The organism is Streptomyces sp. NBC_01476 (assembly GCF_036227265.1).
GTDB lineage: Bacteria > Actinomycetota > Actinomycetes > Streptomycetales > Streptomycetaceae > Actinacidiphila.
The window spans coordinates 3,767,180-3,792,603 of the sequence record NZ_CP109446.1; the positions used below are offsets into that span (position 1 = coordinate 3,767,180).

The window sequence follows — 25,424 nt, forward strand, 5'->3', positions numbered from 1 at the left end:
CGGCAGCTGTACGTCATCGCGTCCGACTCGGCGAACCCGCAGGTCAGCGCGGTACGGCGGGCGGTCAGTCGTGGTTGATCTCCTCGATCACAGTGGCGCCCAGTTCGCTGATGAACAGGTCATGGCCACTGACCGACGACTCGACCAGGTCGAGGTCGTCGTCCTGCGGGATGTCGTCCTCGATCGGGGCGTAGTCCGGGTGGTCGTCGGGCGGCGGCGGGGGCTCCGCGGGGTCGGTGGCGGCGGGGTAGGAGCGGGGCGCGGGCGGGGCCGGCCGTTCGGCGGTCAGGGCGACGGCACCGGCCGGGCTGCCGCCTTGGCCCCGGCTCTGTCCTTGTTCCTGACCGGGGCCCTGGCCAGGACCCTGACCCTGGCTGTACGCGGCCGGGGCCGGGCCGCCGCCGTACCCCGAGGAGCCGGCGGGCCCGGCGGGCGGCTGGGTCTGCGGGGGCGCGGGGGGGCGGGGGGCGCCGCCGCCGAAGCCGCTGGGGCCGGCGGGGCCGCCTGAGCCGGAGCCGGAGGCGCCTGAGCCGCCGAAGCCGCTGGGACCGCCCGGGCCCGTACCGCCGTATCCGCCACCGCCGTTCGCGGTGCCGTTGCCGCCCGAGGGGTCGACGATCGCCTCGATCCGCCAGGCCACGCCGAGCGCGTCACTGATCGCGGCCCGGAGTACGTCCTCGCTGCCGCTGTTGGTGAAGCTGTTACGGGCGCCGGGGTTGTCGAACCCGATCTGCAGGGTCTCCCCGTCGAACCCGGCGACCTGGGCGTTGTTGAAGAGCAGCATCCACGTCAGGCGGCGGCGGTTCTTCACCGCCTCCAGGATGTTCGGCCACATCTGCCGGACCCGGGTCGGGTCGCCGACGATCCGCGCGGCGTTCCCTCCCGGGGAGTTGGGCGCGGACTGCGGTGCGGCCGGGGCCGGCTGCGCGGCGGGCTGCGGTACGGATGCGGGGGCGGGGGCCGGGGTTTGGGCGGACGCGGGGGCGGGGGCTTGGGCGCCGGGGCCGGCGGTGGTGGGCCATGCGCCGGGGCGGGGCGGCGGCGGGGGGGTCTGCGCGCCACCGGTGCTCGTACCGCCGGGGTTCGTACCGCCGCTCTGGGCCACCGGCCAGGCGCCCGGGCGGGGGGCGGCGGCCGGGGGTTCGTCGGCGGACGGTGCGGGCGATGCGGGCGGCGCGGCCGAAGGCTGGGCTGGCGGCTGCGGGGGTGCGGCCTGAGCGGGGGCCGGGGGCTGGGGCTGCACGGGCGCGGGGGCCTGGGCTGGGGCTTGGGCCTGGGCGGCGGGAGGCTGAGCAGGTGCCTGACCCGTATCCGGAGCCGTACGGCCGAGGGCCGCGCGGGCAGCCGCGGCACCGCCGGGACCCGCGGGGATTCCGCCACCGCCGGGGGACGGCGCCGCGTCGGGCGCTCCAGGGCCGCCGAACCCGATCGCCCCGGAGGCGACGCCCCGCTCCAGCCGCTCCAGCCGCGCCTGCATCGAGCGTTCGTCGTCGTACGCCGCCGGGAGCAGCACGCGGGCGCAGATCAGTTCCAGTTGGAGGCGCGGTGAGGTGGCGCCACGCATCTCCGTCAGGCCGGTGTTGACGAGGTCGGCGGCCCGGCTCAGCTCGGCGGCGCCGAAGACGGACGCCTGGACCGCCATCCGTTCGACCACTTCCCGCGGGGCGTCGATCAGCCCCTTCTCCACCGCGTCGGGCACGGCGGCGATGATGACCAGGTCCCGCAGCCGTTCCAGCAGGTCGGCGACGAACCGGCGCGGGTCGTGCCCGCCCTCGATCACCCGGTCCACCATCTCGAAGACCGCGGCACCGTCACCGGCCGCGAACCCGTCCACCACGTCGTCGAGCAGGGCCGCGTCCGTATAACCGAGGAGCGCGGTGGCCATGGCGTACGTCACACCGTCCGCGCCCGCGCCGGCCAGCAGCTGGTCCATGACCGACATCGAGTCACGTACCGAACCGGCGCCGGCCCGTACCACCAGCGGATACACGCCGTCCTCGACCCGGATCCCCTCGTGCTCGCACACCGCGACGAGGTGATCGCGCAAGGTGCCGGGCGGGACGAGGCGGAAGGGGTAGTGGTGGGTGCGCGACCGGATGGTGCCGATGACCTTCTCGGGCTCGGTGGTCGCGAAGATGAACTTGAGGTGCTCCGGGGGCTCCTCGACCACCTTCAGCAGGGCGTTGAAGCCCGCCGAGGTGACCATGTGCGCCTCGTCGATGATGTAGATCTTGTAGCGGCTGCCGGCCGGCCCGAAGAACGCCTTCTCCCGCAGATCACGGGCGTCGTCCACGCCGCCGTGGGAGGCCGCGTCGATCTCGATCACGTCGATCGACCCGGGGCCGTTCCTGGCCAGGTCCCGACAGGACTGGCACTCCCCGCAGGGGGTCGGCGTGGGGCCCTTCTCGCAGTTCAGGCAGCGGGCCAGGATCCGCGCGCTGGTCGTCTTCCCGCACCCGCGCGGCCCGCTGAACAGGTACGCGTGATTGACCCGGTTGTTCCGCAGCGCCTGCTGCAACGGGTCCGTGACGTGCTCCTGCCCGATGACCTCGGCGAAGGTCTCGGGACGGTAGCGGCGATACAGAGCGAGGGACACGCCTACGACCATATCCGGGCCCACCGACATCCGGCCCCGCGTCGGCCGCACGCCGCCCCCGCGTCAGCCTCTCCCGCCCTGGCATCCCCGTGCCCCGGCCGGTCATCCCCCGTGTCCCGGCCCGGCGTCCCCGCGCGCCCACTCTCCCGGGCATACGAAGACCCCTCACGCACCCGCCAGAGCCCACCTACCCTTGCTGCCTTCCGGCCCTGGGGGAGTTCAGCGAGATAGCGCCACGTGAGGGGCTGCCGCCACCTTACCCGATCCCCTCCCCCCACATCGAGTTCGCACCCACCCCCTCCCTTCTTGTACTGTTCCCCACGGAGGATTCGCCTAGAGGCCTAGGGCGCACGCTTGGAAAGCGTGTTGGGGGCAACCCCTCACGAGTTCGAATCTCGTATCCTCCGCACCCGCCCACCAGGGCAGATGTAGGGCCCGACCGCATCGCGGTCGGGCCCTACACCGTTGTGTGGTCTCAGTTGTGGTCTCATTCGGCGTCCCGTGCACGTGCGTGAACGATGTCGTACCACACTCGCCCCAGCTCGTCCCACTCACCTTTGTGATCGGACAAGAGCGACGCCAAGGGCTCTGGCGAGGTGCTCCCTCAAGTGCTGTCTCGGCTCGGGTTTCCGACAGAGGGAGCCCCGAGTGCTACGGGTACGTGGCCGTACCGATAGGCGCAGGCAGACTCGCGGCCCCGACCACCTCAGCCGTCAACGGCATGGGACAGGGCTGGCGGCTCGTCCCACGCTCTCTAGCCGTCAAGAGCACAGGAGAGTGGCCGTCTGAGACTAAAGTTGACACGCCGTCCGGTCGGCATGGTCAAGGTCATGGGAGCAGCATGGTTGAGAACGAGGTAGGCGCAGACAGCACCAGCCTTCCCTTCTGGGTTGCCGTCTCCGACGACGACACGGAGCCAGGCGAAACGATGGGAATCTTCGGTCGCAGCGGCGAAGCTGCACTTCGGGCTGTGCCGCTGGGGCCTCTGCGCAAGAACCTCACCGAGACAGTAGACGCGCTGCAGGAGCTCTTCGCCGATGTCGCCGCACGTGAGGGCATCCTCCCACTGGCGGAGGCCCAGCTCACGTTTCAGGTGACGGCTAGCGGTGGAGTTCAGCTCATCGGGACAGGGCAGATACAGAGCGGACGGGGCCTCGTCCTCACGTTCAAACGTCAGTAGCAGAAAATGCCTCGATACAAGGCGCTGTTGATCGGAGCTCACGATTACCACGAGTCCGAGACATTCTCTCCGCTCCCTTTCATCCCGAATGACATGCAACAGCTAGCTGCCGCATTGAAGACGAGAGGGTTCTATTCGGCTGAGATCGCCGAAGCACGGCGTCAGGTAGTGAGCAGAAACTTCGTAGTGGGTAAGGTAGCCACTTTTCTTCAACATGCCAGTCGTGGCGATAGACTACTTATTGTGCTCAGCGGCCATGGCCTGCACTCCCAAGGGGCCGACTATCTGATTCCCGAGGATGCCCCGACGAGCATCAACTTGATTGAAAGTGGCATCAAGATCGACTGGGCAGGGGAAATTGAGGACTCGGCAGCGGAACAGGTTCTTTTCCTTATTGACGCCTGCCGCGAAGGCGTCGATTATGGAGCAAAATCCGCCGTCGGTATTCACGCTTGGAGCAGAAGAAAGATAGACGCGGCGGCTCTGCGTAAAGTCGCCTACATGTACGCGTGCGCCGACGGAGCCTTAGCTCTATTCATACATGACAAAGAATCCGTTCAGTCCGGTTATGAGATTGACACGAAGCCCGGTGAGTCTTTCAGTCTCTTCTCGCGAGCATTGTGCGATGTAATCAAGGACAACCCCTATGCTATGAGCTTGACCGATCTCGAAGAAGCGGTACAGCAGCGTATCGAAGAGATCCATCGAGCTTATGGAAAGAAGCGGAAACTCCAACGTGTCCGCGTCGTTCCTCACGGCAACCCGGAATATTTCCTTGCGCTGCCTGGACCGGACGCCAAAATTCCCCCTTCTAGCCGCCATGCCCCGAGTGCTGCTTTCAGGTCGTCTGAGAAACCGGCTACAGGGGACGTTATGTCGGCTTCATCGCAGTCCGCGCCGGCAAGATCTTTCGTGGCTGCAGGGTTAGAGGTAAGCACACCTCAGTCATTGGCTATTCGTAGAGATGATTTGTCCGCGCTAAGAAATGCAGCGCCAATCGAAGCCGTCATCTCCACCTACACCCGACTGCGCAAAGCCGGAAACGAACTGCGGGGTCCTTGCCCTCTCCATGAAGGGGGAGAGCAAGGGATCAGCGTCAACACCGCTAAGGGCGTCTTCTACTGCCATGACTGCATGCAGGGCGGGCACGTCCTCGACTTCGTAATGAAAATGGAGTGCCTGTCTCGCGACGAGGCCATCGAATGGATCGCAGCCAGGTCGGGGATCACCGTACAAGAGGGGAAGCACACACCGATCCGGCCGGAGGATCACACCCGGATCATCGCGGCAAATAGGATCGCCGCACAGTTCTATGCGGAACACCTAGGCAGCGCCGAAGCGAAGATCGCACGGGAATTCCTGGCCACACGGGGCTTCGACCAAGCGACTGCGCAGCGGTTCTCAGTGGGGTACGCGCCGGCCGCGTGGGACCAACTGGTCAGGTTCTTGGGCGAGAAGGGCTTCACGGACAAGGAATTGATTCTGTGCGGGCTGGCGTCCGAGAGCCGCCGCGGCGGGACCATCGACCGGTTCCGGGGCCGACTGATCTGGCCGATTCGGGACATCAAAGGTGAAGTCATCGGGTTCGGCGCGCGCAAGCTGCGCGACGAGGACCACGGGCCGAAATACATCAGCACGCCCGAGACGCCCCTGTACAAGAAGTCCCAGATCCTGTACGGCATCGAGCATGCCAAGCGGGAGATTGTCCGCACCGGGCGGGCAGTGGTGGTCGAGGGTTACACCGATGTGATGGCCTGTCACCTCGCGGGGGTGACTACCGCAATCGCCACCTGCGGCTCCGCCTTCGGCGGAGGGCACATCAACATCCTGCAGCGACTACTGACGGACAACTCCTTCGGCGAGGTCGTATTCATCTTCAACGGCGACGACACAGGGCAGAAGGCAGCGCTGCGAATCTTCGAAGACGACCAAAAGTTCGCCAAGACGATCTCAATCGCAATCACCCCGGATGGCATGGACCCCTGCCAACTACGACTGGCCGAGGGGGATGCAGCGGTGCAGCGGCTGATCGATGATCGCACCCCGCTCTTCGCGTTCGTACTACGCTCTATCGTTTCACACTACGACCTAGACACCGGAGAGGGCCGCGTGGCTGCGGTCGGCGCGGCCATTCCCGTGGTGGCGGCAATAAGAGACTATGCGCTACGTGACCATTATGCCCTCAAACTGGCCAACATGACTGGCATGACCAGCCCGATCGAACAACAGTCAACGATTCGCCGAGCGCGAGCACTGGCCCGAACGAAGGAAAACAGCGCCACATCAAGCTGGGCGCCTGCACTCGACCTGCGCAGCCCCGCCCATCGAGTCGAGCGTGAGTTGATCAAACTAGCTCTTCAATTTCCGAAGTTGGTTTCTCCTGCTTTCGATGAATATAATCAGTCCGAATTTACGGCAGCCCCCTATTCTGCGGTATTCCGCGCTATCGCAAGCGCTGGGGGAACGTCTGCTGCGGGGGACTCCTACCTCGCGCGAATCCGCGAGGCAGCTGATGACCAGCCCACACGTCTCCTCATCAACGAACTGGCCGCAGAACCGATAACGCACAAGACGCCCGAGATCTACGCAGGCGAAGTGCTAGTTAGGGTACGCCTAAGCGCCGTCGAACGTAGAGCCACGGAGCTGCACACCGCCCTCGCCCATGTAGCACCTTCCTCCAATCAAAAGGAGATCAATTCGCTCCAGAGCGAGCTATGGGCGGTACAGCAGTACGGGCACCGCCTGCGCTCACTAGGCGTCGCCGCCCTGTGACGTGCCATGGGACTAGTGATGAGGTATGGGCTTCTGCAGTACGGGCGTTCTGAGAATCACCAACCTCGCAGGCGGGATGATCGCCCTGCCACTGCCATGCCAATTCCAGAGGCCACTCACATCCGTCTCGGTGCGCTTGAGTGCCGATGAGTGCCAGCAGTGCTTGTCGCGCGTTGATACCGATTAACCTGCTCGGCAGCCAAGGCTGATGGTCAGGCGCTACCGACTGGCTAAGCGTTGTCCCGTAAGTGCTGGTCGTAGGTGAGATGATCTTGCCGTGGCTGGTGTGATCGCGGCGTCGGAGCCCTCGTGGATAGCCCCGTTCAGCGGGTTGAGCCCTCGGCAGTTCGGCAAGCTCGTCACGGCCCTGCGGCGGGAGGGTGCTGATCCGGTGGGCAAGGGTCGTCCGTGGTCGTTGCCCCTGGAGGACCGGGTCCTGCTGGTGGCGGCCTATTGGCGGACGAACCTGACCCTGCGCCAGCTCGCCCCGCTGTTCGGCGTCTCGAAGTCGGCCGCCGGCCGCATCGTCGACCACCTCGGCCCGATGCTCGCGCTGGAGCCCCGCAAGCGGTTCCGCAAGGACACGGTGCTGATCGTCGACGGCACCTTGGTGCCCACCCGCGACCACAGCGTCGCCGCGCAGTCGAAGAACTACCGGTACTCCACCAACCACCAGGTCATCATCGACGCCGACACCCGGCTCGTCGTCGCCGTCGGCAAGCCCCTGCCCGGCAACCGCAACGACTGCACAGCATGGGAGGAATCCGGCGCCAGGGCCGCCGTCGGCCGCACCACGGTCATCGCGGACGGCGGCTACCGGGGAACCGGCCTCATCATCCCGCACCGCAAGAAACCCGGCCAGGCCGAACTCCCCGCCTGGAAAGAGGAACACAACGCCTCCCACCGCAAGGTCCGCGCCCGCGTCGAGCACGCCTTCGCCCGCATGAAGACCTGGAAGATCCTCCGCGACTGCCGCCTCAAAGGCGACGGCGTGCACCACGCCATGCTCGGCATAGCCCGCCTCCACAACCTCACCCTGACCGGCTGACGAAGAAGCAGGCAGGCCAACCAGCACGCCGTAGATCATTTACGGGACAACGCTTAGGGGCTTGTCGGCAGGCGCCGACTCGCGCTATCGCACCCCACATTGCGTCCCGTTTCCAGAGCAACTGTGGGGTGCGATAGCGCACAGTTCGGGTATGGCGCCGGCTTAAGATTCGGCCGGATCGCTCTCCCGTGTCAGCGGCGCTGCTTCTCCTCTTCGCATCCCTGTGATTTCCACAGCAGGCCGTCAACCTTCACTGCCGTCTCCCGAAGCAGTGGATCAGTCACGTGCTGGTACCGCTTCGCCATCGATGCCGACGACCAGCCCATGATCGCCATCACGATTCGCTCGGGTACACCGAGGAGCAGGAGAACTGTCGAGGCGGTGTGGCGGGCGTCGTGGAGGCGCGCGTCGCGGACGCCAGCTTCCTGGAGCAGCTCCTTCCAGTGGTGGTAGTCGGTGTTGGGGATCAGGGGTTCGCCGGTGGGTGAGGTGAAGACATAGCCCTTCTCCGTCCAGAGTTGCCGGGCCGCTGCGCGCTCCTGCGCCTGGACTTCCCGGTGCTGGCGCAGCAGTTTGGTCAGCTCGTCGGGGAGGCCGATCGCACGCTTGCCCGCGCGGGACTTGGTGTCCTTGGTCTCCCGGCGGATCTGGGTGCGCTGGCGGCGGTAGCCGGGTTTCCGGCCGCACTCCCCGCCGCAGCCGTGGGCGTACTTCGGTCGCAGGCGTCCTCGGCGGACGCGGATCACGCCGCCGTACAGGTCGACGTCCGACCACTGGAGGCCGAGCACCTCCCCCTGCCGGAGGCCGAGGGCTAGGGCGATGACCCAGCGTGCTGCATTGCGCCGCTTGCCAGCCGCCAGCAGGATGCGCTGCACCTCCTCCACCGAGTACGGCTCGATCTCCTCCTCTTCGAGGCGCGGCGCCTTGGCGATCTTGGCGACGTTCACCGTGAGGTGCCCCCGCCGTACAGCCTCGCCCAGGGCGACCCGTAGCGTGCGGTGCGCCTGGTGAGCAGTGGCCGGCTTGCTGCCGCTGTCCTGCATCTTCTTGTAGAAGCGCTCCAGGTGCTCCGGCTCCAGCTTGATGAGCCGGTGGGCGCCCAGCCCCGGTATGAGGTGGACGCGGACTGCGACTTCGTAGCCGGCGATGGTGTTCTCGGAGACGCTGATCGGCGCGATGTTCTCGATCCAGTGCGTGAGCCACGCCTTGACCGTCCATGCCTGGCCAGGCTTGCGGACGGTGCCGGCGTCGCGCTGCTTCTCCAGCTCGCGGACGAGCTTGGTGACTTCGGCCCGGGTCTTGCGGGAAACGTGACGTCGGTCCGAGGTGCCGTCGTCCTTGATGCCGACGGTCACGCGGCCGTGCCACCGGCCGTCGTTCCCCTGATAGATGGACGACGCGCCGTTGGGCTGGCGGGAGTTGGCCATGTCGTCTCCCTCAGGCCGCGGTGGTGAAGCCGGAGGCGTAGCCGCCCTGCCGGGCGACGAAGGCAGCCAACGCTCCGGCCGGTATGCGGCGGAGGCTGCCGATCTTCACGGACGGGATCTGGCCTGAGGAGACGTACTCGTACATCTTGGTGCGGCTGATGCCGATACGGCGGGCGGCTTCGGCGACGGTGAGGGCGACGAGGGTGGGATCGCCGTCCGATCCGCCCCGGGCGGCGATGAGCGCCCGGAGGTCTTCTTCCGCAACGCCGAGGAGGCGGGCGATCTGCGCGACCGGAAGGTCGTTGGAGTGCAAGGCGGAAACCTCTCTTGGCGAGGCTTGGGGGCGGCAACCCCGGCCTCGCCGGTCTTGTTCATTCGTGGGTACGGGCGGTTGTGCTGTTGGGGCGGGAGGACATAGCTGTTCCGCCGGTGTTCGTAGCACCGGCGGAGGCGGGGGTCTGGACTACGACGCGGTGCCCTGGTCCGGGGTGCGGAGCCAGCTCTGCATCTTGGGACGGGCACCGAGGTGGTGGCGGAACTCACCGTTGGATGCGACGGCCAGCTCGTGGGTGAGGAGAGCCTTCACGAGGTCGTCCTGATCGGGGTGGGCCTCGGTGTACTCGCGGAGTTCGGCCTGGATGGCGTCCATGGCCTTGCCCAGGGCTCGCCACTGCTTCCACTGCTCGACGTACTCGCCGACGAGTCTGCGGACCTTCGGGTTGGCGATGTGGCCGGGCGCGGCGGTGAGGTCGTCGAGGGTGATGTCGAAGACCTTGCAGAAGCCGAGCGCCTCGTCGAGGTTGACCCGGCGGCGGGGCTTGCCGCTCTCGATGCGCCAGATCGCGGACTGGTTGATCGGGTGGCCGGCCGCGGTCATGCGCTCGGCCAGGGTGACTGTGCTCCAGCCCCGGACCTCGCGTTCCAGCTTGACGCGCTGCGCGATGTAGTCCTCCGCGAGGGGTCGTTCGGGTCCAGCAGCTCGGGCTGCTCCTTCCTCGGCCATCGCGTCCACCTCTTTCGTCTCGGGCCGTCGGGCGACGGCGCGGGCGGGGCCTCAAGTAGTAAAGCTCATTCGGGAGCAGAATGCAAGCTAGTCATTCCGCAATGCTCCTGGTACACTTGTGCGGGACCCCCTGGACAGCGACGAACACGAAGGAGAGAACGAAGAAGCCCCCGGCGCTACGAACGCCGGGGGCTGAAGCAGAAACCTCAACAACCGCCCGTACCCACGAACGATCAAGACCGGCAGGGCTGGGATTGCCGTCCCGCTGCCCGCCAGGTGAGGAGTTTCCGTGAACCAGCGTACGGCCCCGGGGCCGGATACGCCATCGCGCCCGCCGACAGCGGCCCCGGCTGCCGACGAGCCGCCCAACGACCTGGTCGCCGAGCAAGCGGTCCTCGGCGCGTGCATGTTCCAGCACCAGGCCGTGGACGAGGTACGGGCACTGCTGGTGCCGGAGGACTTCTACCGCCCGGCGCACGAGACCGTCTGGCGGGCCATCCTCGCCCTGCGCGCCGAGGACGCGCCCACCGACCCGATCGTGCTGGGCGACTTCCTACTCGGCCGGGGCGACCTCAACCGGATCGGCGGCACCACCTACCTCCACGTGCTGGCCGGCGCCCCGCCGACAGTCGCCAACGCCGCGTACTACGCCGAGATCGTCCGCCGCAAAGCCGACCTGCGCCGCCTGCGGGAGAACGGCCTCCGCACCCTCCAGCGGGCCGCCGAGCCAGGCGCCGACCCCGACGCGATACGCAGCGCCGCCGAGGCCGAGCTGCGCGCCGAACGCGACCGCGCCCTCGCCACCGGCGGCGGCAGGCTGTCCCGCTACCTGGTCGACGGCTGGCGCTTCGTCACCGAGACCGGCGCGGACACCGACCCGCTGTGGGGCACCCGCGAGCAGACCGCCTGGTCCTCGGGCGAGAGCCTGATGATCGTCGGCCCGCCCGGCGTCGGCAAGACCACCCTGGCCCACCAGGTGATCCTCGCCCGCCTCGGCCTCCAGGACACCGTCCTGAACATGCCCGTCTCCCCCAGCGAGCGAGTCCTGTACCTGGCCATGGACCGGCCCAAGCAGATCGCCCATGCCATGGCCCGCCGCGTCGCGCCCGAGCACGAGCCGGTCCTGCGCGACCGGCTCGCCGTCTGGCAGGGCCCGCTGCCCGCCACCCTCGACAAGGAGCCCGACCTCCTCGCCGACCTCGCCGCCGCCCACCAGGCCGACACCATCGTGATCGACAGCCTCAAGGACGCGGTCAGCACCCTCGTCGACGACGCGCTCGCCGTCGCCTTCCACAACGCCCGCATGCGCGCCCTGCGCAACGGCGTCGAGGTCATGGAACTCCACCACCAGCGCAAGGCCACCGCCGACGCCCCACGCGGCCAACGCCCCACCCTCGACCGGGTCTACGGCTCCACCTGGATCACCTCCGGCGCGGGCAGCGTGCTGTTCATCGCCGGAGAGGCGGGCGACCCCGCCGTCACCGTCCACCACCTCAAGACCCCGACCGGCGAGATCGGCCCCCTCCAGGTCATCCACGACCACGAGCGCGGCACCACCACGATCGAGCCCACCTTCGACCCGGTCGCCATCCTGCGCGCCAACCCCGGCGGACTCAGCACCCGCGACCTCGCCGCGATCCTCGGCGGCCAGGCCAACCCGGACCGGTCGGACGTGGAGAAGGCCAGGCGGCACCTGGAACGCCTCGTCAAGACCGGCCTCGCCCGGAAGACCGAGGGCACGGCAGGCGGCAACGGAGGCGGTCAGCAGGCCCGCTACCACGTCTCCAACCTGCACATCGCCGTCGGCTGACCGCACCCTCGCCGCCGGGCCCGGACCGTACACGGGGGCGTACACGCGGCCCTGTCCGGACCAGGCCGCACGAAGCGTGCCCACGCGTCCACGGCCGCAACGAACCCGCAGGTCAGACGATCACGCGACCGTACACGGCGCACACGCGGCCAGGCGTACACGCGCGGACCCCCCTTTAGAAGGGGGTTCGCGTGTACGCCCCCTCGGCGGAGCCCGTGATCGCTCCCCCACAACCACCCCTGGAGAACCCCGCATGACCAAGCACACGGCCGAGCGATACGCGCTCGCCGCCGCCGGAACCGTCATCGTCGTCCTGACCGCCGGCGGATTCTGGCTCTCGTACGCGCACCTCGCCGAGGTCGCCGGACAACACGGGCTGAGGAACTACCCGGCCCGCCAATGGACATGGCCCGCGACCCTGGACGCCTTCATCGTCGCCGGCGAACTGCTGATGCTCCGCGCGGGTCTGCGCAACGTTGCGGACTGGTGGGCCATCGGCCTGACCGCGACCGGATCGGTCGGATCCATTGCGCTCAACGTGGCCGGAGTGAGCGGAACGGGCAACGCCTCCGCCGTGCCTCTCCTCGACTACGTGGTCGCCGCGGTCCCACCGACCGCCGCGCTGCTCGCCTTCGGCGTGCTGATGCGGCAGATCCACCAGCTCGTCACCGTGCCCGACAGCGCCGCGGAGCCGGTATCCGCACAGCCGGCGAAACGGCCGCCCGCCCTTACGCAGGGCGCAGAGGGCGCCGCCGATCCGCAGACCGCCGCCCCGCAGACGGTGCCGCGTACTGGCCGCCCCGCAGACGCCACGCTCGACGAACTCGTCGAGATCGGACGGGCAGCGGCCAGCGAACACGGACGGGCCACCCGCGCCGTCGTCCAACAGGCCATACGCGACAAGGGCCTCAAGGTCGGCGGCCAACGCCTCACCCAGGCCATGAGCGTCCTGCGAGCGGAACTCGGCACCGAACGCAGCGATGAGTGAGCGCAAGGGCGACCGGAACGGAGCCGGGGTGGTCGGAACAGTTCCGACCACCCCGTCCCCGCCGCCGCGCTTCCCACCCCATCGGCTCGGCCCCGACACCCGAAGAGACGGCCCGGCCCCTCTCCTCGCCGAACCGTCGCCAGCGATCCGACCGCATCCCCACCGCCCCCTCCGGAGTACCAGCCGTGACCCAGACCCCACACCACCTCGAAGCCCCACACGACGAGCCGTCGACTGCCACGAAGTCCCATAAGCTGAGGGACCGTTGGCAGAGGGCGTTCGGAAAGACGGCCCCTGGCGGAGCCAGTAGTACCCCGAGTCCGACTCGCGGCCGGATCGAGGGGATCTCCGCCCCAGGGGTGGCGGAGAGGGCCCGGCGCGAGGGCGCGCCGAGCCAGGAGATCGGGGCCGGCTCCGATCCGGACACGCTCCGCACCGCCCAGCGAGCCGTCCTCGACAGCGCGTCCGCTGAATCCGCCCCGCCGAGCGTGCAAGGCGTTCAGCCCGCGATCCGCCGCTTCACCGGCGACAAACGCACCGCCCGCGTCGGCCCCCTGCGCTTCACCCCCGAAGAGCACACCAGCCTCCGCGAAGCCGCCGTGGAGCACGGCTACAAGGGCGAATCCGGCTTCGCCGCCGACATCGTCCTCGCCTTCGTCGCGGGTCGGTTCACCGCCAACCTTCCGCTCAGCGAGGACCGCCGCCGCATCCACGTGTTCCGCGCCCAGGTCCTGCGTGCGCTCAACCGCATTGGCGCCAACATCAACCAGATCGCGCGCGCCCTGAACAGCGACTACACGCCGCCCGACATCCGCGAACGCCTCGACGAACTGCACCGCCTGCTGACCACGATCGCGGAAGCCCTGCGCGGCCCCGCCGACCCGACGGGGGTCCGGCACCCGTGATCGCCGCGATCAAGCCCTCCGGCGCCAACACCCGTGGACTGCTCGCCTACCTCTACGGACCCGGCCGCCACGACGAACACCTCGACCCGCACATCGTGGCCGGCTTCGCCATGCTCGGCATGCCCGACCCCGGCCGCGACCAAGACGCCACCCTGACCGAACTCGGCCACTACCTCGACGCCCCCGTAGCCCTGCGCAACAACGAGTTCGGCAAGCACGTCACAGACCACGTCTGGCACTGCCCCGTTCGCGCCGCACCCGAAGACAGGTTCCTGTCCGACACCGAGTGGGGCGAGATCGCCGAGCGCATCGTCCACGCTGCGGGCATCGCTCCGGAAGGCGACGACCTCGCCTGCCGATGGATCGCCATCCGTCACGCCGACGACCACATCCACATCCTCGCCACCACCGTCCGCGAAGACGGTCGTCGTCCCAAACTCCACGACAGCGGCATCCGCGTCGGCACCGCATGCCGCGACATCGAGAAGGACTACGGCCTGCGCCGCCTCAACAAGGGCGACCGCACCGCCACCCGCGCCCCCACCCAGGCCGAGATGCACAAGGCGGCCCGCCTCGGCTGGGAACAGACCAGCCGCGCCTGGCTCCAGGACCGCATCCGCGCCGCCATCCCCCACGCCGCCACTGCCGAGGAACTCCTCGCCTACCTCGAAGCCGGCGACGTCATGGTCAAGCCACGGCGCGGCCCGTCCGGCGACCTCCTCGGCTACTCCGTCGGCCGCCCCGGCGACGTCAACAAGGACGGCGAGCAGATCTTCCACCCCGGCGGGAAGATCGCCCCCGACCTCACCCTCGCCAAGCTGAAAGCACGCCTGGAAGCCAGCGCACCCGAGGAGTACCCCACCGCCCGCCGCAACCGGCCCGGCACCCCATGGCAGCACGCAACCGAGGCCCTCGACGCCTTCAGTTACGAGATCAGCCGTACGGGCGACAGCGCTGACAGTCGCGGCCAGGCCCAGCTCGCCGCCCTCGGCGAGCTGATCGAAGCCACCGCCCAGGCCGCCCCCCCGGAACTCCGCACCGAACTCCGGATGGCAGCGCGAGCCTTCGCCCACGCCCAGCGCTCCCAGATCCGCGCCGAACACGGCGCCGCCACCGGACTGCGAACTGCCGCACGGGACCTCGTCAACGCGGGCACGGGCAACGATGGCGGCCCCCTTGCCGTCCTGCTCTCAGCCCTCATCTGGTCCGCCATCCTCACCGAACGTTGGCACACCGCCCGGAACCTCGCCCAGCAGGCCGCCGCCGCCCACCAGACCGTCCAGCACCTCCAAGCCGCCTACGACCAGGCCGCCGCACCCCAACTCGCAGCCCTCGCCCAACGCCAGCCCAACTCGGACACCCGCGCCACCCTCGCCAACGACGTACGAGCCGCCGTCCCCGACCACGCCGCCCGCATCCTCGCCGACCCCGACTGGCCCGCCCTCGCCACCGTCCTCGCCGACGCCGAAGCCGGCGGCCACAAACCAGCCCGCCTCCTAAAAGAGGCCGCCAAACAACGCGAACTCCACACCGCCCGTATGCCAGCCCGTGTCCTGCTCGCCCGTATCCAGCACACTGCACGCAATCCGGCCCCGAACCCGCGAGCGGAAGCGGCCCTCCTGCGATCTACACTTCGCTCGACCACGCGCCAGCACATCAATGAACCAACGCCGCCTCGCCCCATTCCGCCGAACGATCACCAGCGTCGCTACCGGTAGCGAGCGAAGGACGCAGAGACGCTGGAAGCTTGGGAATCACCCTGGCCTGCGCACCGTGCCCAACCCAACCGAGCTCAGAAAGTACGACAGACTGCCGTACAGCTCTTGCACCCCTGCTGTGCAGCCCAAGCCAACGTGGTGCCTGCCCGGCCTGGGATTTACAGCCGTACAGCCCCGCACCCGCTCGACGTAGGTCCCCCGGTGACTTGCGGATTTGCGATCGCACCAGACCCGAGAGATAAGCTGGTACCGGCCGCACGAGAGTGTTTTCGGTCACACGTAAAGTGCCTTCGTGCGGCCACTTCTTCTGTCCCGCCGCGCCCACGCCATGCGTGGATACTCAGGCGGGTCGGGGGTGTGGGAGCCATAGAATGGGCGTTGTGACTGACGACACCCAGCGCCCAGAGCCCGGGCTGAACAACAGCGCCCCCGAACTGCCGACTCAGTATGCACCGGCCGAAGTAGAGGGATCACTGTACGAGCGCTGGGTAGAGCGCGGCTACTTCGAGGCGGACGCCAAGAGTGCCAAGCCCGCGTACACCATCGTCATTCCCCCTCCCAACGTCACCGGCTCCCTCCACCTGGGTCATGCCTTCGAGCACACGCTGATTGACGCCCTCACCCGCCGCAAGCGCATGCAGGGCTACGAGACGTTGTGGCAGCCAGGGATGGACCACGCGGGCATCGCCACGCAGAACGTCGTCGAACGGGAGCTCGCCAAGGAAGGCAAGTCCCGTCACGATCTGGGCCGTGAGGCGTTCGTCGAGCGGGTCTGGCAGTGGAAGGCCGAGTCCGGTGGTCAGATCGCGGGCCAGATGCGACGTCTGGGTGACGGCGTGGCCTGGAGCCGTGACCGCTTCACCATGGACGAGGGTCTGTCCCGGGCGGTCCAGACCGTCTTCAAGAGGATGTACGACGACGGCCTGATCTATCGCGCCGAGCGGATCATCAACTGGTGCCCACGCTGCCTGACTGCCATCTCGGATATCGAAGTCGACTACCAGGACGACGACGGTGAGCTTGTCTCTCTGAAGTATGGCGAGGGCGAGTACAGCGTCGTTGTGGCGACCACCCGCGCCGAGACGATGCTCGGCGACACCGCGGTCGCCGTTCATCCGGACGACGAGCGGTACGCGCACCTGGTCGGCAAGCAGATCAAGCTTCCCCTGACCGGGCGCACGATTCCCGTTGTTGCCGACACGCACGTCGACCCGGAGTTCGGTACCGGTGCTGTCAAGGTCACGCCCGCCCATGACCCGAACGACTTCGCTATCGGACAGCGCCACAATCTTGAGTCGATCGCCGTCCTGGACGAGCGCGGAGTCATCACCGCCCACGGTCCCTTCGAGGGGCTCGATCGTTTCGAGGCTCGTTCCGCGATCGTCGCCGCCCTGCGCGCCGAGGGCCGGATCGTCGCCGAGAAGCGGCCGTACGTCCACTCGGTCGGTCACTGCTCGCGGTGCAAGACGACGCTGGAGCCGCGGCTGTCCCTGCAGTGGTGGGTGAAGGTCGAGACACTCGCCAAGGCCGCGGGAGACGCGGTCCGCGACGGGCGGGTGAACATCCATCCCGCCGACCTGTCCCAGCGCTACTTCGACTGGGTCGACAACCTCAACGACTGGTGCATCTCACGGCAGTTGTGGTGGGGCCACCGGATTCCCGTCTGGCACGGCCCGAACGGCGAGACCGTGTGCGTCGGCCCCGACGAGCAACCGCCCAGTGGCGAGGGCTGGGAGCAGGACACCGACGTCCTCGACACCTGGTTCTCCTCCGGCCTGTGGCCCTTCTCCACGATGGGCTGGCCGGAGCAGACTGAGGACCTGGCCAAGTTCTATCCGAACTCGGCCATGGTCACCGGGTACGACCTGATGTTCTTCTGGGTTGCCCGCATGATGATGTTCGGCCTGTACGCGATGGACGGGGAAGTCCCGTTCCGCACGATCGCCTTCCACGGCATGGTCCGTGACGAGCACGGCAAGAAGATGTCGAAGTCGTTCGGCAACACCGTCAATCCGCTGGACTGGATGGACAAGTACGGCTCCGACGCGCTGCGGTTCACCCTCGCGCGGGGCGCCAACCCGGGCACCGATGTGCCGATCGGCGAGGACTGGGTCCAGGCGTCGAGGAACTTCGCCAACAAGATCTGGAATGCGACGCGGTTCGCACTGATGAACGGCGCCACGATCGAGGGCGAGCTGCCTCCGGCCGAGCAGCTCTCGGCCACCGACCGATGGATCCTGTCCCGACTCAACACGGTTGTGGCCGAGGCGGACGCGTACTACGACGACTACCAGTTCGCGAAGCTCGCCGACGCCCTCTACCACTTCGCCTGGGACGAGGTCTTCGACTGGTACGTCGAGCTGTCCAAGACGACGTTCATGGCCGGTGGCGACGCGGCCAAGGCCTCGGCACGCGTCCTGGGCGAGGTCCTGGACGTAACACTGCGCCTGTTGCACCCCATCGTCCCGTTCGTGACCGAGACCCTGTGGACCACCCTCACCGGCCGCGAATCCGTCGTCATCGCCGACTGGCCGGCGGACAGCGGCTTCCGTGACGCCGCTGCTGAGGCCGAGATCGGAAACCTCCAGCAGGTCATCACCGAGGTGCGCCGCTTCCGCGCCGACCAGGGCCTCCAGCCCGGCCAGAAGGTCCCGGCCCGCCTGGATCTGTCCGGCACGTCCCTTGCCGCGCACGAGTCCGCCATCCGCCAGCTGCTGCGCCTCCAGCCGGAGGCTGACGGGTTCAACGCCACGGCGACCCTCCCTGTCGCCGGCGCCACGGTCGCCCTCGACCTGTCCGGCACCATCGACGTCGCGGCCGAGCGCAAGCGGCTGGCCAAGGACCTCGCTGCTGCCGAGAAGGAGAGGTCCCAGACGCAGGCCAAGCTCGGCAACGAGGCGTTCATGGCGAAGGCGCCGGAGAACGTGGTCGAGAAGATTCGTACCCGCCTGGCGAAGGCGGAAGCGGACATCATCCGCCTGGAGAACCAGATCAGCGGTCTGCCGCCCGCGTAGTAGCCGGATCAGCGAAGGAGGCCCCGGACCCTGCGTCCGGGGCCTCCTTCATGGGCGGCCGCTTCTAGGGAATCCCCAGGCCCTCGAAGGGGCTTGACAAGGAGAACTCCCGCTGGCTCGCGACCGTCAGGGCCTGTTCGACATCGAACTCGGCCATCCGGATCAGATCAATGAGCCGAGACGGCTTGGAGGCGAGAACCTCGCGCGCCATGTCCTCCGCGGAGTCGTCGCGGTTGAGGCGGGCCCGGAACAGGTCGATGTTCTTCTCGACCACCAGCAGCGTCATGTCGAACTCGGACACGTCAGCATCGGAGACCCGTCGTGTGCGGGAGTGGACCCGGTACTCATGCATGGGGGCCGGGATACACACGATGTTGTTGGCGGCACCTCGGCGGAAACGCCCCGCGATGAGGTTCACAGCGAACGCCCAGTCCCCCCACTTGCGTACACGGGGATCATAAAGACCACCGCGGATGGCGTCATCGCGGCGATAGACGATCGAGGTGGGCACGTGATGCTTGCGTAAGATCAGCTCCTCGCGGCAGGGATACGAGGAGATGGTGAGCCCCTCGAAGTCGCCGATCATCCGCGACATCGTGTGGACGAAGGCCAGCTGCTGGTGCGTCTTGAGGAGCGTGACGGCTCGGTCCGGGTAACTGCCGGCCGCCAGAAGTTCAGGCGCGGTGGCGAGTCGGTCGTCGGCGTCGAGTTGCATGACGTACGCGTAGCGTGCGGCGTCGATGCCGGCGTTCCTGGCGGCATGGTGTCCGCTGTGCTCTTGGCGGACGATACGGACTTCGGCCCGCCCGGCGCACAGTGAAAGGGCACGAAGTGTGGGCTGGTCGTCGGAGCCGTCGTCCACCACCACGACCTCGTACGGGAAGGCGTGGGGCTGCTGCAAAAGGGACTCCACGGCTGCCTCCAGGTAGTTCCCGGAGTTGAAGCAGGGGACGACGAAGCTGATCCCCTCGGGCGTGTTCGGTTCCAAGGCACATTCCTCGTCTCTTATCAGGCTGCCCGATTGGCCGCAATGACAGTGGCACGGGTCGCCTGGAAGCAGTTGCGCCCGGTCCGGATGTCCTGTTCCGAATGCTCGGACCAGAGCAGTGTGATATCCCAGCCGTCGTAGATGCGCTCGATCGCACGTCGGAAGTTTCCCGGGGAGTAGTCGGCCTCTCCTTCAACGCGCAGCGGCCGACCGTCGGTTGACGTGCGCGTGATTCCCGTGAAGACTTCGAGGTAGTGGTGGTTCGCCCCACGCGCATAGGTCACCGCACTCGTAAGGAAAGATTCAACGTCGCGTCTTGCGAGGTAATGAAGTACGTCCTTGGCGACGATGACACCGAAGTCCTCGTCGATGACCAGTTCCTCGACGAGGCATTCTCGCGGTTCGATGCGGTCGGCCAATACTCCTGCACCGCCGATTCGACGGAGAAGCGCGTCGCAGGGAATCTGATCCACGGCTAACACGCGAAATCCGGCGCGTGCTAAAGCAATTGCGTAGGCGCCAGCACCGTACCCCAGATCCAGTGCCGTTCGAGGGGCCCCCTCCCTTACGGATTCCAGGAATGCGTTGAACCGCTCCGACGTGGAGGCCTGGAGATTCTCTGCGGTGTCCCTGCCGCTCCGGATCGCCTCCGTGTAGAAGGCGTGCACGGACGCCTTCGAAACAAGCTGATTCATGATTGACTCCTTTACGGCCCGGACGTCTTGAACAATCGGCGATTAGAAAGGAACCGCGACCAGACATCCAGGAGTAAGCACCGACGAGGCGAGTGCTTCAGTGACCTGCATGGGTCGGAGGTGGCTTGCAAGTGAGCTGCGGTGCTCGGAGCCGTGAAGCCATTGCTCCATGAGCTGGCGGTTGCTGTCGCTGTGGAACAGCCCGCCGAACGACTCCTCGGACACGTAATGCTCTTCGGGTAGAAGGGCGGCGTTGGCGCGTGTGGTCACGCGGGCGAACGCGTCGATCCCGTCCGCACTGACGCCGCGGGGTATGTCGTAGCAGTGGACATGAGTGGAGAACAGCGTCGACAACTGGGCCTCCAGGTCCACGCTCGACGTGCGGCCATTGACGTTGTAGAGGCCGTCCGGGAGTTCGGACCAGTCGCGGATGGAAGGCGTGGTCTGCTCGAAGGACAAGGTCCCGAGCGAGATGGTCCTCCCCGTGGCTGCGTCTAAGAGGCGGAACGCGGAGGCCACATCCGTCTCGCCGAATCGCAAGCTCTCGTCCGACTCCGCCGGCCACCGTGCGCCGCTGTCCCGGAACCTGACGGCGATGCGCTGCGAGACACGCTGGTGCTGGTCGATGGGGAAGGCCCCAAAGGAGCTGACCTCCAGCCGGAGTTGCCGCTCAGGGAACAGGTCCGCGTTGAGCGACAGAATCTGGGTCGCCAGGTCGACGTAGTGGTACGCGCCGTGCATCATCATCCCGTAGCCGTACTTGTATGGGTGGTCGTCGCGGCTCTCGAACTCCCGCTGAAGGTTCCACACCCCGCCGGCGGCCCGGAGATGGAACGAAGTCAAGGGTGCTTCCCACCGCTCCATCCTCTGCTTGAGCGAAGCGATGACCACCCGGTTGTAGATCTGGTGGTACCGGCTCAGCGTCATCACCGAATGCTCTGCGGGGGAGCCGGAAGCAATACCGATCAGTTCCTCCATCGTCTTTGTGATGTACGACGGCTCGAACCGGCCGTCGATGACAGGAGCCAATACCGGCTTCTCGACCAGCGAGGCGATGTGGTTCTGTATGCAGAATCGCAGGTATGCCTCATGAGCCCGTACCTCGGTGGCGATGTACATCATCGTCGGCACCCCGGGGACTCGCAGTCGCTGGACTGCCGCTGCTATGAGTTCTTGCGGTGTTTCTCGTACTCGGCCGCCGAAATCTGGCAGGTAGACGACACTTCGAGGCTTCGTACTCGTCGCCTCTATGCGCCTGTCGATTTCCTTCTGCTGTGACTCCAGGTCGATGATGGAGTAGGAGTCGATGTGGCCCGACCTGATGGCATCGCGAATGCACGACAGGTACTTGTTGACGACTATTTCATCGAATCCGACCACGATGAGGTGATGAGCTGATGCCACGGGATCACCTTTCCAGGGAGCAAAAAAATGCATGGTTGTAACGGCTTCTTGGCACTGCCACAGGCCTTTCTGGCCATGGATATAAGTTCTCTGCGCGTCGCTTGAAAGAGCTGAGATGCGGGCATAACTGTGTCCGCCGGCCGATAAAAATGGCGGCTTCAATGTTATGGCGCGGGGTTGCCTCGTCGATGCAGGCAGCGACATCGCAACCGAAAAAGCAAACGGCGACCGCGTCTACTGCACTCGGAGCTGCGAGCGCGGCACTCGTGGCACGTCCTGGACTGCTTGACGAGGTGAGGGCATCAGAGCAGCAGGCTGATGCACCTCACCCGACTGATCCTCCACCAGGCGACCGTCCAGCCACCAGTCTTTATGCAGCTGCCGCGAACTCCCGAGCCCGGTCGTTGAAGTCCGCGACCAGCCGGTGTTTGCCGAACGGCTGCATCCGGCGCTGGAGATCCTGTATTGCCTCCACGCACCGTGAACTCTTCACTTGCCGGGAGAGAAACAGGGTTCGCAGCCCCACAGCGTGCGCAGCTTCGAGGTCTCCGCGTTGCAGATGAGTGGCGGCGAGAGCAGCCTGGGACATGGCGCCTCGGCGTGCGCGGCGTTGAGCGCGGGCATGGTCAATGGACTGGCGAGCGTGCTGTTCGGCTGCATCCGCGTCATCAAGGTCGCGGAAGGTATTGGCGTGTTCGCCGTGGAGGTAGGCGGGGTCGATGAAGGCAGCCCATTCCTGTTCGTGGTCGAGATGGACGCGGCTGAAGGCTGCCTCGGACTGCACGACGGCATGGGCGGCGCTGGTCTTGTCGCCAAGCTTCGCGAGTGCCCGGGCTTCCAGGGCCCACAGGTCAGCCAGGCACGCGGGCGAGGTGCCCTTGGCGAGCCCGGCGCGGCCGGCCTGGGCCAAGCGCCGTCCTTCCTCGGGGTTGCCAAGAAGGGTGGCCTGGTCAGCCATGCCTGCCAGGACGTGGGCGCCGAGGGCGGCGTTGTGGGATTCCTCGGAAAGGCGCAGGGACTGGACGAGATAGCGCTGGGCTATGCCGTGTTCGCCGTTGTCGTAGGCCATCCAGCCCAGCAGGTAAGTCTGCTCGGCCGCCGCTTCGCACAGCGCCCGCCGTACCTCGTCCGTGTAGGTGCGGCGCAGCAGGGGGAAGACGTGCTGGTTCATGTACTCGGCGAGGATGAGCCGGCCGGTTCCTCCGCCTTGGAGGACGTCCATGCGCTGGAACTCGCCGAACATGTTCCTTACGGCGACGACGTCTTCGAGCCGTACTCGGGGGCCGGGATCCGGCTGCTGGTCGAGGGTGTTGAGCAGCCAGTCGCGGGACGGCCCGACAGCCGCGACGGCGGCGAAGGGTGCTGCTGCAAGGAAGCTTCGACGGTCCACGTCCGCTCTCCCCAAGTCGGCGACGGCTTCCACCGTAACGGCGAACGAGGCGTTGTACTCGAGTGAGAGCTTCGCCGTACCGCTCTCGCCCAGCCCGAGATCGTAGGTGGTGACTTTGTATCCGAAGGATGCGGAGAAGACGTCGGCGAGGATTTCCGGTACCGGCGGGCGCGGCCGATCGCCGCCCAGCCAGCGCCGCACCGTCGTTGCATCCGGGGTCACGTGCGGCTGACCCCATACCTGAGCTGCGGCTTTGACCCGGCGGGCCAGTTCCGTATGACTCATGCCTGAGCGGTCGAGCCATCTGACGAGGTCGGTGTTCGGCAACTTCATGGTGAACCTTTACCCCTCAGATCGACACGGCCACGAGCGGTAGCGGAAGTGACACCCTTTGACACCCCTCACGACGGTACCCGCTAACGGACTGCGGCGGTTGGCTTGGCGAACAGACCACAAGTCATCACACAAAGGGGAGTTGGCATCGTGGCAGAAACCATGGGCCGCCGTCCGTTATCCAGCGTCCGTGCCAACCTGCCCGCAACGCGGATCTCGGTCAAGGCCACGAGGCGGCGACGCGCCACGGCCGAGCGGTATGGAAGCAGGCGGGCGAGTGGTCGACGATGCCGCAGCCTGTGACACGGGAGTTCCCCAGGGAGGCCGTCGCTGTCCCCCAAGCCCGCTCCTTCGTACGCGAAGTCCTGGACACATGGGGCGTCACCGAACGATTCGACGACATGCTCACCTGCGTCTCGGAACTGGCCGCCAACGTGGTCCGCCATGACGAGACACATGGCCACAGCTTCCACGTCGCGTTGTCGGGCCGGGACGGTCTGCTGCGGATCGAGGTGCTTGACGCAAGCCGACGGCACCCGGTGGTCAAGTCGCCTAGCGCCGACAGTACGACCGGCCGCGGACTGTTGCTGGTCAACGAACTCGCCGACGGATGGGGGGTCGAACCGCGGGACCCGCGGGGCAAAGTCGTGTGGACCGAGTTCAAGATCGCGGCACGGCAGGGTGTGACGAGCCCATGGTGAGCACACCAAATCGTCTGGATCAGGCGCCCACCGAAGACCTCATCGCCTCGTTAGCCGTCTGGCACTGGATCGCCGGCACCGCCGCAGGGCCGGTGGCTTTCCTGCTGCTCGCCCGTCCACTATCCGGCCGCCTCGGCGCGCCGAATGAAGCTGAGATGCGCATGCGCAGACTGGCCTCCTCGCTCCGGCTCGCCGAATGCAGCAGACGGCTCCCAGACATCGGATCCCGGCTCTACATCGACGACTTGGACGCGTTCCTACGACTCGACCGCTGCGAACACCTGCTGCACGCCCCAATCGGCGACGCATGGAGGGACTTCGTCCGCGGCGGCGGAACCGTAGCGGTTGCCGTCGGACTGGACCCGCTGCGACCACGGGCCTCCAAGGAAGTGGTTCAGGCGTACATGACCGTCGCGGCCCGAACGGGCCGACTGTTCATGGGCAAGACCCGCATCAGGGCCGCGAAGGGGGCGGACTGGTCGACGCTCGCCACCCAGGCGGAGGAGCTGCGATGAGTAGTGACCTGCGGCCCTGGCTCGGGACGCTCGCTGCTCCTCGTATCGCGCGTCTTCCACCGTCCGCGGAGCCTGACGACGGCAATCGCTGGACGACAGGCCGTTGCTGGCTGTGGTGCGGCCGAGAACAGGCAAGAGTGCTGTGGATCGGCACGGGCACTGCCCCCGGCGGAGTCACAGCGCACCTGTTTGCTTGTGCTGCCTGTGCCCAGTGCCTCGGCGACGAGATCCTGGCCTCCCAGCTCTCCTCCGACATCGGCGGCAACGAACTGCACGGATACGCCCATGTCGGAAGACCCGAGACCGCCCGGCCGCTGGCCCCGCCCAACGGCCGGCACCGACGCCGCTCATAGGCTAGCCCTCGGCGTAGCGCAGGAACTGCCAGCCCAGCACAGCTAGGGTGAGCATCTGCACGATGGAAACGATCAAGAGCAAGGGTTGGACGGCACGGGAGCACCAGAATGCGATCACGCAGGTCGTAGGCAATGCCAGGTACGTGAACAGATCGACGGCGGTTTGCAGGCGCTTGCGCGTGGCACGGCTTGTGTCACTGCGATGGTATTCCTCCCAGCCGAATACGGCGCCACGGGCACCACTGAGTTCGGCCAGCCGCGGCCCCAGCCGGTCGTGGATGTACCGGCCGACGGCTGAGATCTTCTCGTCGTTGACCAGGTAGGTCCAGCCCAGGATCAGGCAGATTACGGGGACGGCAAGCAATAGTTGAGCCTGCCTGGTCTGCGCGGCGACCGCCAGGACCGCGGTGGCCGCGGCGAGGGTGAAGTAGAGCAGGTTGTCACGGAATCCGATCCGGGTTTTCTGCTCCTCCTTGATGCTGTCGTACTCGGCGAGCAGCAATCTGCCCTCGGTGACGTCCTCGGTGGCGGCCACGGCATCCCCAAAACTCACGTTGCGGCTGGACTGAGGAGTGGACGGACAG

General features: G+C 67.1%; 20 protein-coding genes, 1 tRNA gene and 1 other RNA gene. 12 read left to right on the top strand and 10 right to left on the bottom strand.

The annotated features are described in order from the left end of the window. Positions 1–64: 64 nt before the first annotated feature. A complete protein-coding gene (locus OG552_RS16425) occupies positions 65–2,596 on the bottom strand; it encodes a DNA polymerase III subunit gamma and tau (protein WP_329133604.1) in 2,532 nt (843 codons plus the stop codon). 153 nt (positions 2,597–2,749) lie between these two features. After that, an RNA gene (gene ffs, locus OG552_RS16430) (signal recognition particle sRNA small type) lies at positions 2,750–2,846 on the bottom strand. Between the two features lie 72 nt (positions 2,847–2,918). On the opposite strand from ffs, the gene OG552_RS16435 reads away from it, so the two are divergent. From OG552_RS16435 to OG552_RS16450, 4 genes are all read left to right on the top strand, one after another. Continuing rightward, positions 2,919–3,003, top strand: a tRNA-Ser gene (locus tag OG552_RS16435). Positions 3,004–3,437: 434 nt separating this feature from the next. After that, a complete protein-coding gene (locus tag OG552_RS16440; RefSeq protein WP_329133606.1) occupies positions 3,438–3,776 on the top strand; it encodes a Pepco domain-containing protein in 339 nt (112 codons plus the stop codon). A gap of 6 nt (positions 3,777–3,782) precedes the next feature. Next, a complete protein-coding gene (gene dnaG, locus OG552_RS16445) occupies positions 3,783–6,548 on the top strand; it encodes a DNA primase (RefSeq protein WP_329133608.1) in 2,766 nt (921 codons plus the stop codon). Positions 6,549–6,825: 277 nt separating this feature from the next. Beyond that, positions 6,826–7,596 carry a transposase gene (locus OG552_RS16450; protein WP_329133610.1) on the top strand — a complete coding sequence of 257 codons (771 nt, stop codon included), beginning with the start codon at positions 6,826–6,828 and terminating at the stop codon, positions 7,594–7,596. A 191-nt stretch (positions 7,597–7,787) separates the two neighbouring features. On the opposite strand, the gene OG552_RS16455 is transcribed toward OG552_RS16450, so the two are convergent. From OG552_RS16455 to OG552_RS16465, 3 genes are all read right to left on the bottom strand, one after another. Further along, positions 7,788–9,023 (bottom strand): tyrosine-type recombinase/integrase, encoded by a 1,236-nt coding sequence (locus OG552_RS16455; protein ID WP_329133612.1) that lies wholly within the window; start codon positions 9,021–9,023, stop codon positions 7,788–7,790. Positions 9,024–9,033: 10 nt separating this feature from the next. After that, positions 9,034–9,336: a helix-turn-helix domain-containing protein gene (locus OG552_RS16460; RefSeq protein WP_329133614.1), complete on the bottom strand. Its 303-nt coding sequence runs from the start codon at positions 9,334–9,336 to the stop codon at positions 9,034–9,036. 150 nt (positions 9,337–9,486) lie between these two features. Next, positions 9,487–10,026, bottom strand: a complete 540-nt coding sequence (locus OG552_RS16465; protein ID WP_329133616.1) for a helix-turn-helix domain-containing protein — start codon at positions 10,024–10,026, stop codon at positions 9,487–9,489. Positions 10,027–10,315: 289 nt separating this feature from the next. Here OG552_RS16465 and OG552_RS16470 point away from each other — a divergent pair, with 289 nt between their 5' ends. The 5 genes from OG552_RS16470 to OG552_RS16490 all read left to right on the top strand — a co-directional run bounded on the left by OG552_RS16470 (position 10,316) and on the right by OG552_RS16490 (position 18,461). After that, positions 10,316–11,836 (top strand): DnaB-like helicase N-terminal domain-containing protein, encoded by a 1,521-nt coding sequence (locus OG552_RS16470; protein WP_443070942.1) that lies wholly within the window; start codon positions 10,316–10,318, stop codon positions 11,834–11,836. A gap of 253 nt (positions 11,837–12,089) precedes the next feature. Continuing rightward, the gene (locus OG552_RS16475) at positions 12,090–12,824 is read left to right on the top strand and encodes a DUF2637 domain-containing protein (protein ID WP_329133618.1); all 735 of its coding nucleotides are present in this window, start codon (positions 12,090–12,092) and stop codon (positions 12,822–12,824) included. A 359-nt stretch (positions 12,825–13,183) separates the two neighbouring features. Further along, the gene (locus OG552_RS16480; RefSeq protein ID WP_329133620.1) at positions 13,184–13,729 is read left to right on the top strand and encodes a MobC family plasmid mobilization relaxosome protein; all 546 of its coding nucleotides are present in this window, start codon (positions 13,184–13,186) and stop codon (positions 13,727–13,729) included. Further along, positions 13,726–15,447, top strand: a complete 1,722-nt coding sequence (locus tag OG552_RS16485) for a relaxase/mobilization nuclease domain-containing protein (protein WP_329133622.1) — start codon at positions 13,726–13,728, stop codon at positions 15,445–15,447. The genes OG552_RS16480 and OG552_RS16485 overlap by 4 nt, the downstream gene beginning before the upstream one ends. Positions 15,448–15,818: 371 nt before the next feature. Further along, positions 15,819–18,461, top strand: a complete 2,643-nt coding sequence (locus OG552_RS16490; protein WP_443070943.1) for a valine--tRNA ligase — start codon at positions 15,819–15,821, stop codon at positions 18,459–18,461. 64 nt (positions 18,462–18,525) lie between these two features. Here the strand turns inward: OG552_RS16490 and OG552_RS16495 are convergent, their stop codons facing one another. The 4 genes from OG552_RS16495 to OG552_RS16510 form a co-directional block, all read right to left on the bottom strand. Then, positions 18,526–19,449 (bottom strand): glycosyltransferase family 2 protein, encoded by a 924-nt coding sequence (locus OG552_RS16495; RefSeq protein ID WP_329133626.1) that lies wholly within the window; start codon positions 19,447–19,449, stop codon positions 18,526–18,528. A gap of 20 nt (positions 19,450–19,469) precedes the next feature. Continuing rightward, positions 19,470–20,144, bottom strand: a complete 675-nt coding sequence (locus OG552_RS16500; RefSeq protein WP_329133629.1) for a class I SAM-dependent methyltransferase — start codon at positions 20,142–20,144, stop codon at positions 19,470–19,472. A gap of 42 nt (positions 20,145–20,186) precedes the next feature. Further along, positions 20,187–21,548, bottom strand: a complete 1,362-nt coding sequence (locus tag OG552_RS16505; protein WP_329133630.1) for a hypothetical protein — start codon at positions 21,546–21,548, stop codon at positions 20,187–20,189. A gap of 370 nt (positions 21,549–21,918) precedes the next feature. Further along, on the bottom strand, positions 21,919–23,271 hold the full coding sequence (locus OG552_RS16510) for a transcriptional regulator (protein ID WP_329133631.1): 1,353 nt from the start codon (positions 23,269–23,271) through the stop codon (positions 21,919–21,921). Between the two features lie 299 nt (positions 23,272–23,570). Here OG552_RS16510 and OG552_RS16515 point away from each other — a divergent pair, with 299 nt between their 5' ends. Genes OG552_RS16515 through OG552_RS16525 form a run of 3 tightly spaced genes read left to right on the top strand, consistent with a single transcriptional unit; the run spans position 23,571 to position 24,840 of the window. Further along, on the top strand, positions 23,571–23,972 hold the full coding sequence (locus OG552_RS16515; protein ID WP_329133634.1) for an ATP-binding protein: 402 nt from the start codon (positions 23,571–23,573) through the stop codon (positions 23,970–23,972). Further along, positions 23,966–24,487 carry a hypothetical protein gene (locus OG552_RS16520; protein WP_329133636.1) on the top strand — a complete coding sequence of 174 codons (522 nt, stop codon included), beginning with the start codon at positions 23,966–23,968 and terminating at the stop codon, positions 24,485–24,487. Before OG552_RS16515 ends, OG552_RS16520 begins: the two co-directional genes overlap by 7 nt. Beyond that, positions 24,484–24,840, top strand: a complete 357-nt coding sequence (locus OG552_RS16525; RefSeq protein ID WP_329133638.1) for a hypothetical protein — start codon at positions 24,484–24,486, stop codon at positions 24,838–24,840. Before OG552_RS16520 ends, OG552_RS16525 begins: the two co-directional genes overlap by 4 nt. Position 24,841: 1 nt before the next feature. On the opposite strand, the gene OG552_RS16530 is transcribed toward OG552_RS16525, so the two are convergent. Next, positions 24,842–25,375: a hypothetical protein gene (locus OG552_RS16530; protein WP_329133640.1), complete on the bottom strand. Its 534-nt coding sequence runs from the start codon at positions 25,373–25,375 to the stop codon at positions 24,842–24,844. Between the last annotated feature and the right edge of the window lie 49 nt (positions 25,376–25,424).

Coding starts and splice junctions, on each gene's coding strand:
- OG552_RS16440 (WP_329133606.1), top strand. CDS start 3,438: ATGGTTGAGAACGAGGTAGGCGCAGACAGCACCAGCCTTCCCTTCTGG.
- dnaG (WP_329133608.1), top strand. CDS start 3,783: ATGCCTCGATACAAGGCGCTGTTGATCGGAGCTCACGATTACCACGAG.
- OG552_RS16455 (WP_329133612.1), bottom strand. CDS start 9,023: ATGGCCAACTCCCGCCAGCCCAACGGCGCGTCGTCCATCTATCAGGGG.
- OG552_RS16465 (WP_329133616.1), bottom strand. CDS start 10,026: ATGGCCGAGGAAGGAGCAGCCCGAGCTGCTGGACCCGAACGACCCCTC.
- OG552_RS16475 (WP_329133618.1), top strand. CDS start 12,090: ATGACCAAGCACACGGCCGAGCGATACGCGCTCGCCGCCGCCGGAACC.
- OG552_RS16490 (WP_443070943.1), top strand. CDS start 15,819: ATGGGCGTTGTGACTGACGACACCCAGCGCCCAGAGCCCGGGCTGAAC.
- OG552_RS16500 (WP_329133629.1), bottom strand. CDS start 20,144: ATGAATCAGCTTGTTTCGAAGGCGTCCGTGCACGCCTTCTACACGGAG.
- OG552_RS16510 (WP_329133631.1), bottom strand. CDS start 23,271: ATGAAGTTGCCGAACACCGACCTCGTCAGATGGCTCGACCGCTCAGGC.
- OG552_RS16520 (WP_329133636.1), top strand. CDS start 23,966: ATGGTGAGCACACCAAATCGTCTGGATCAGGCGCCCACCGAAGACCTC.
- OG552_RS16525 (WP_329133638.1), top strand. CDS start 24,484: ATGAGTAGTGACCTGCGGCCCTGGCTCGGGACGCTCGCTGCTCCTCGT.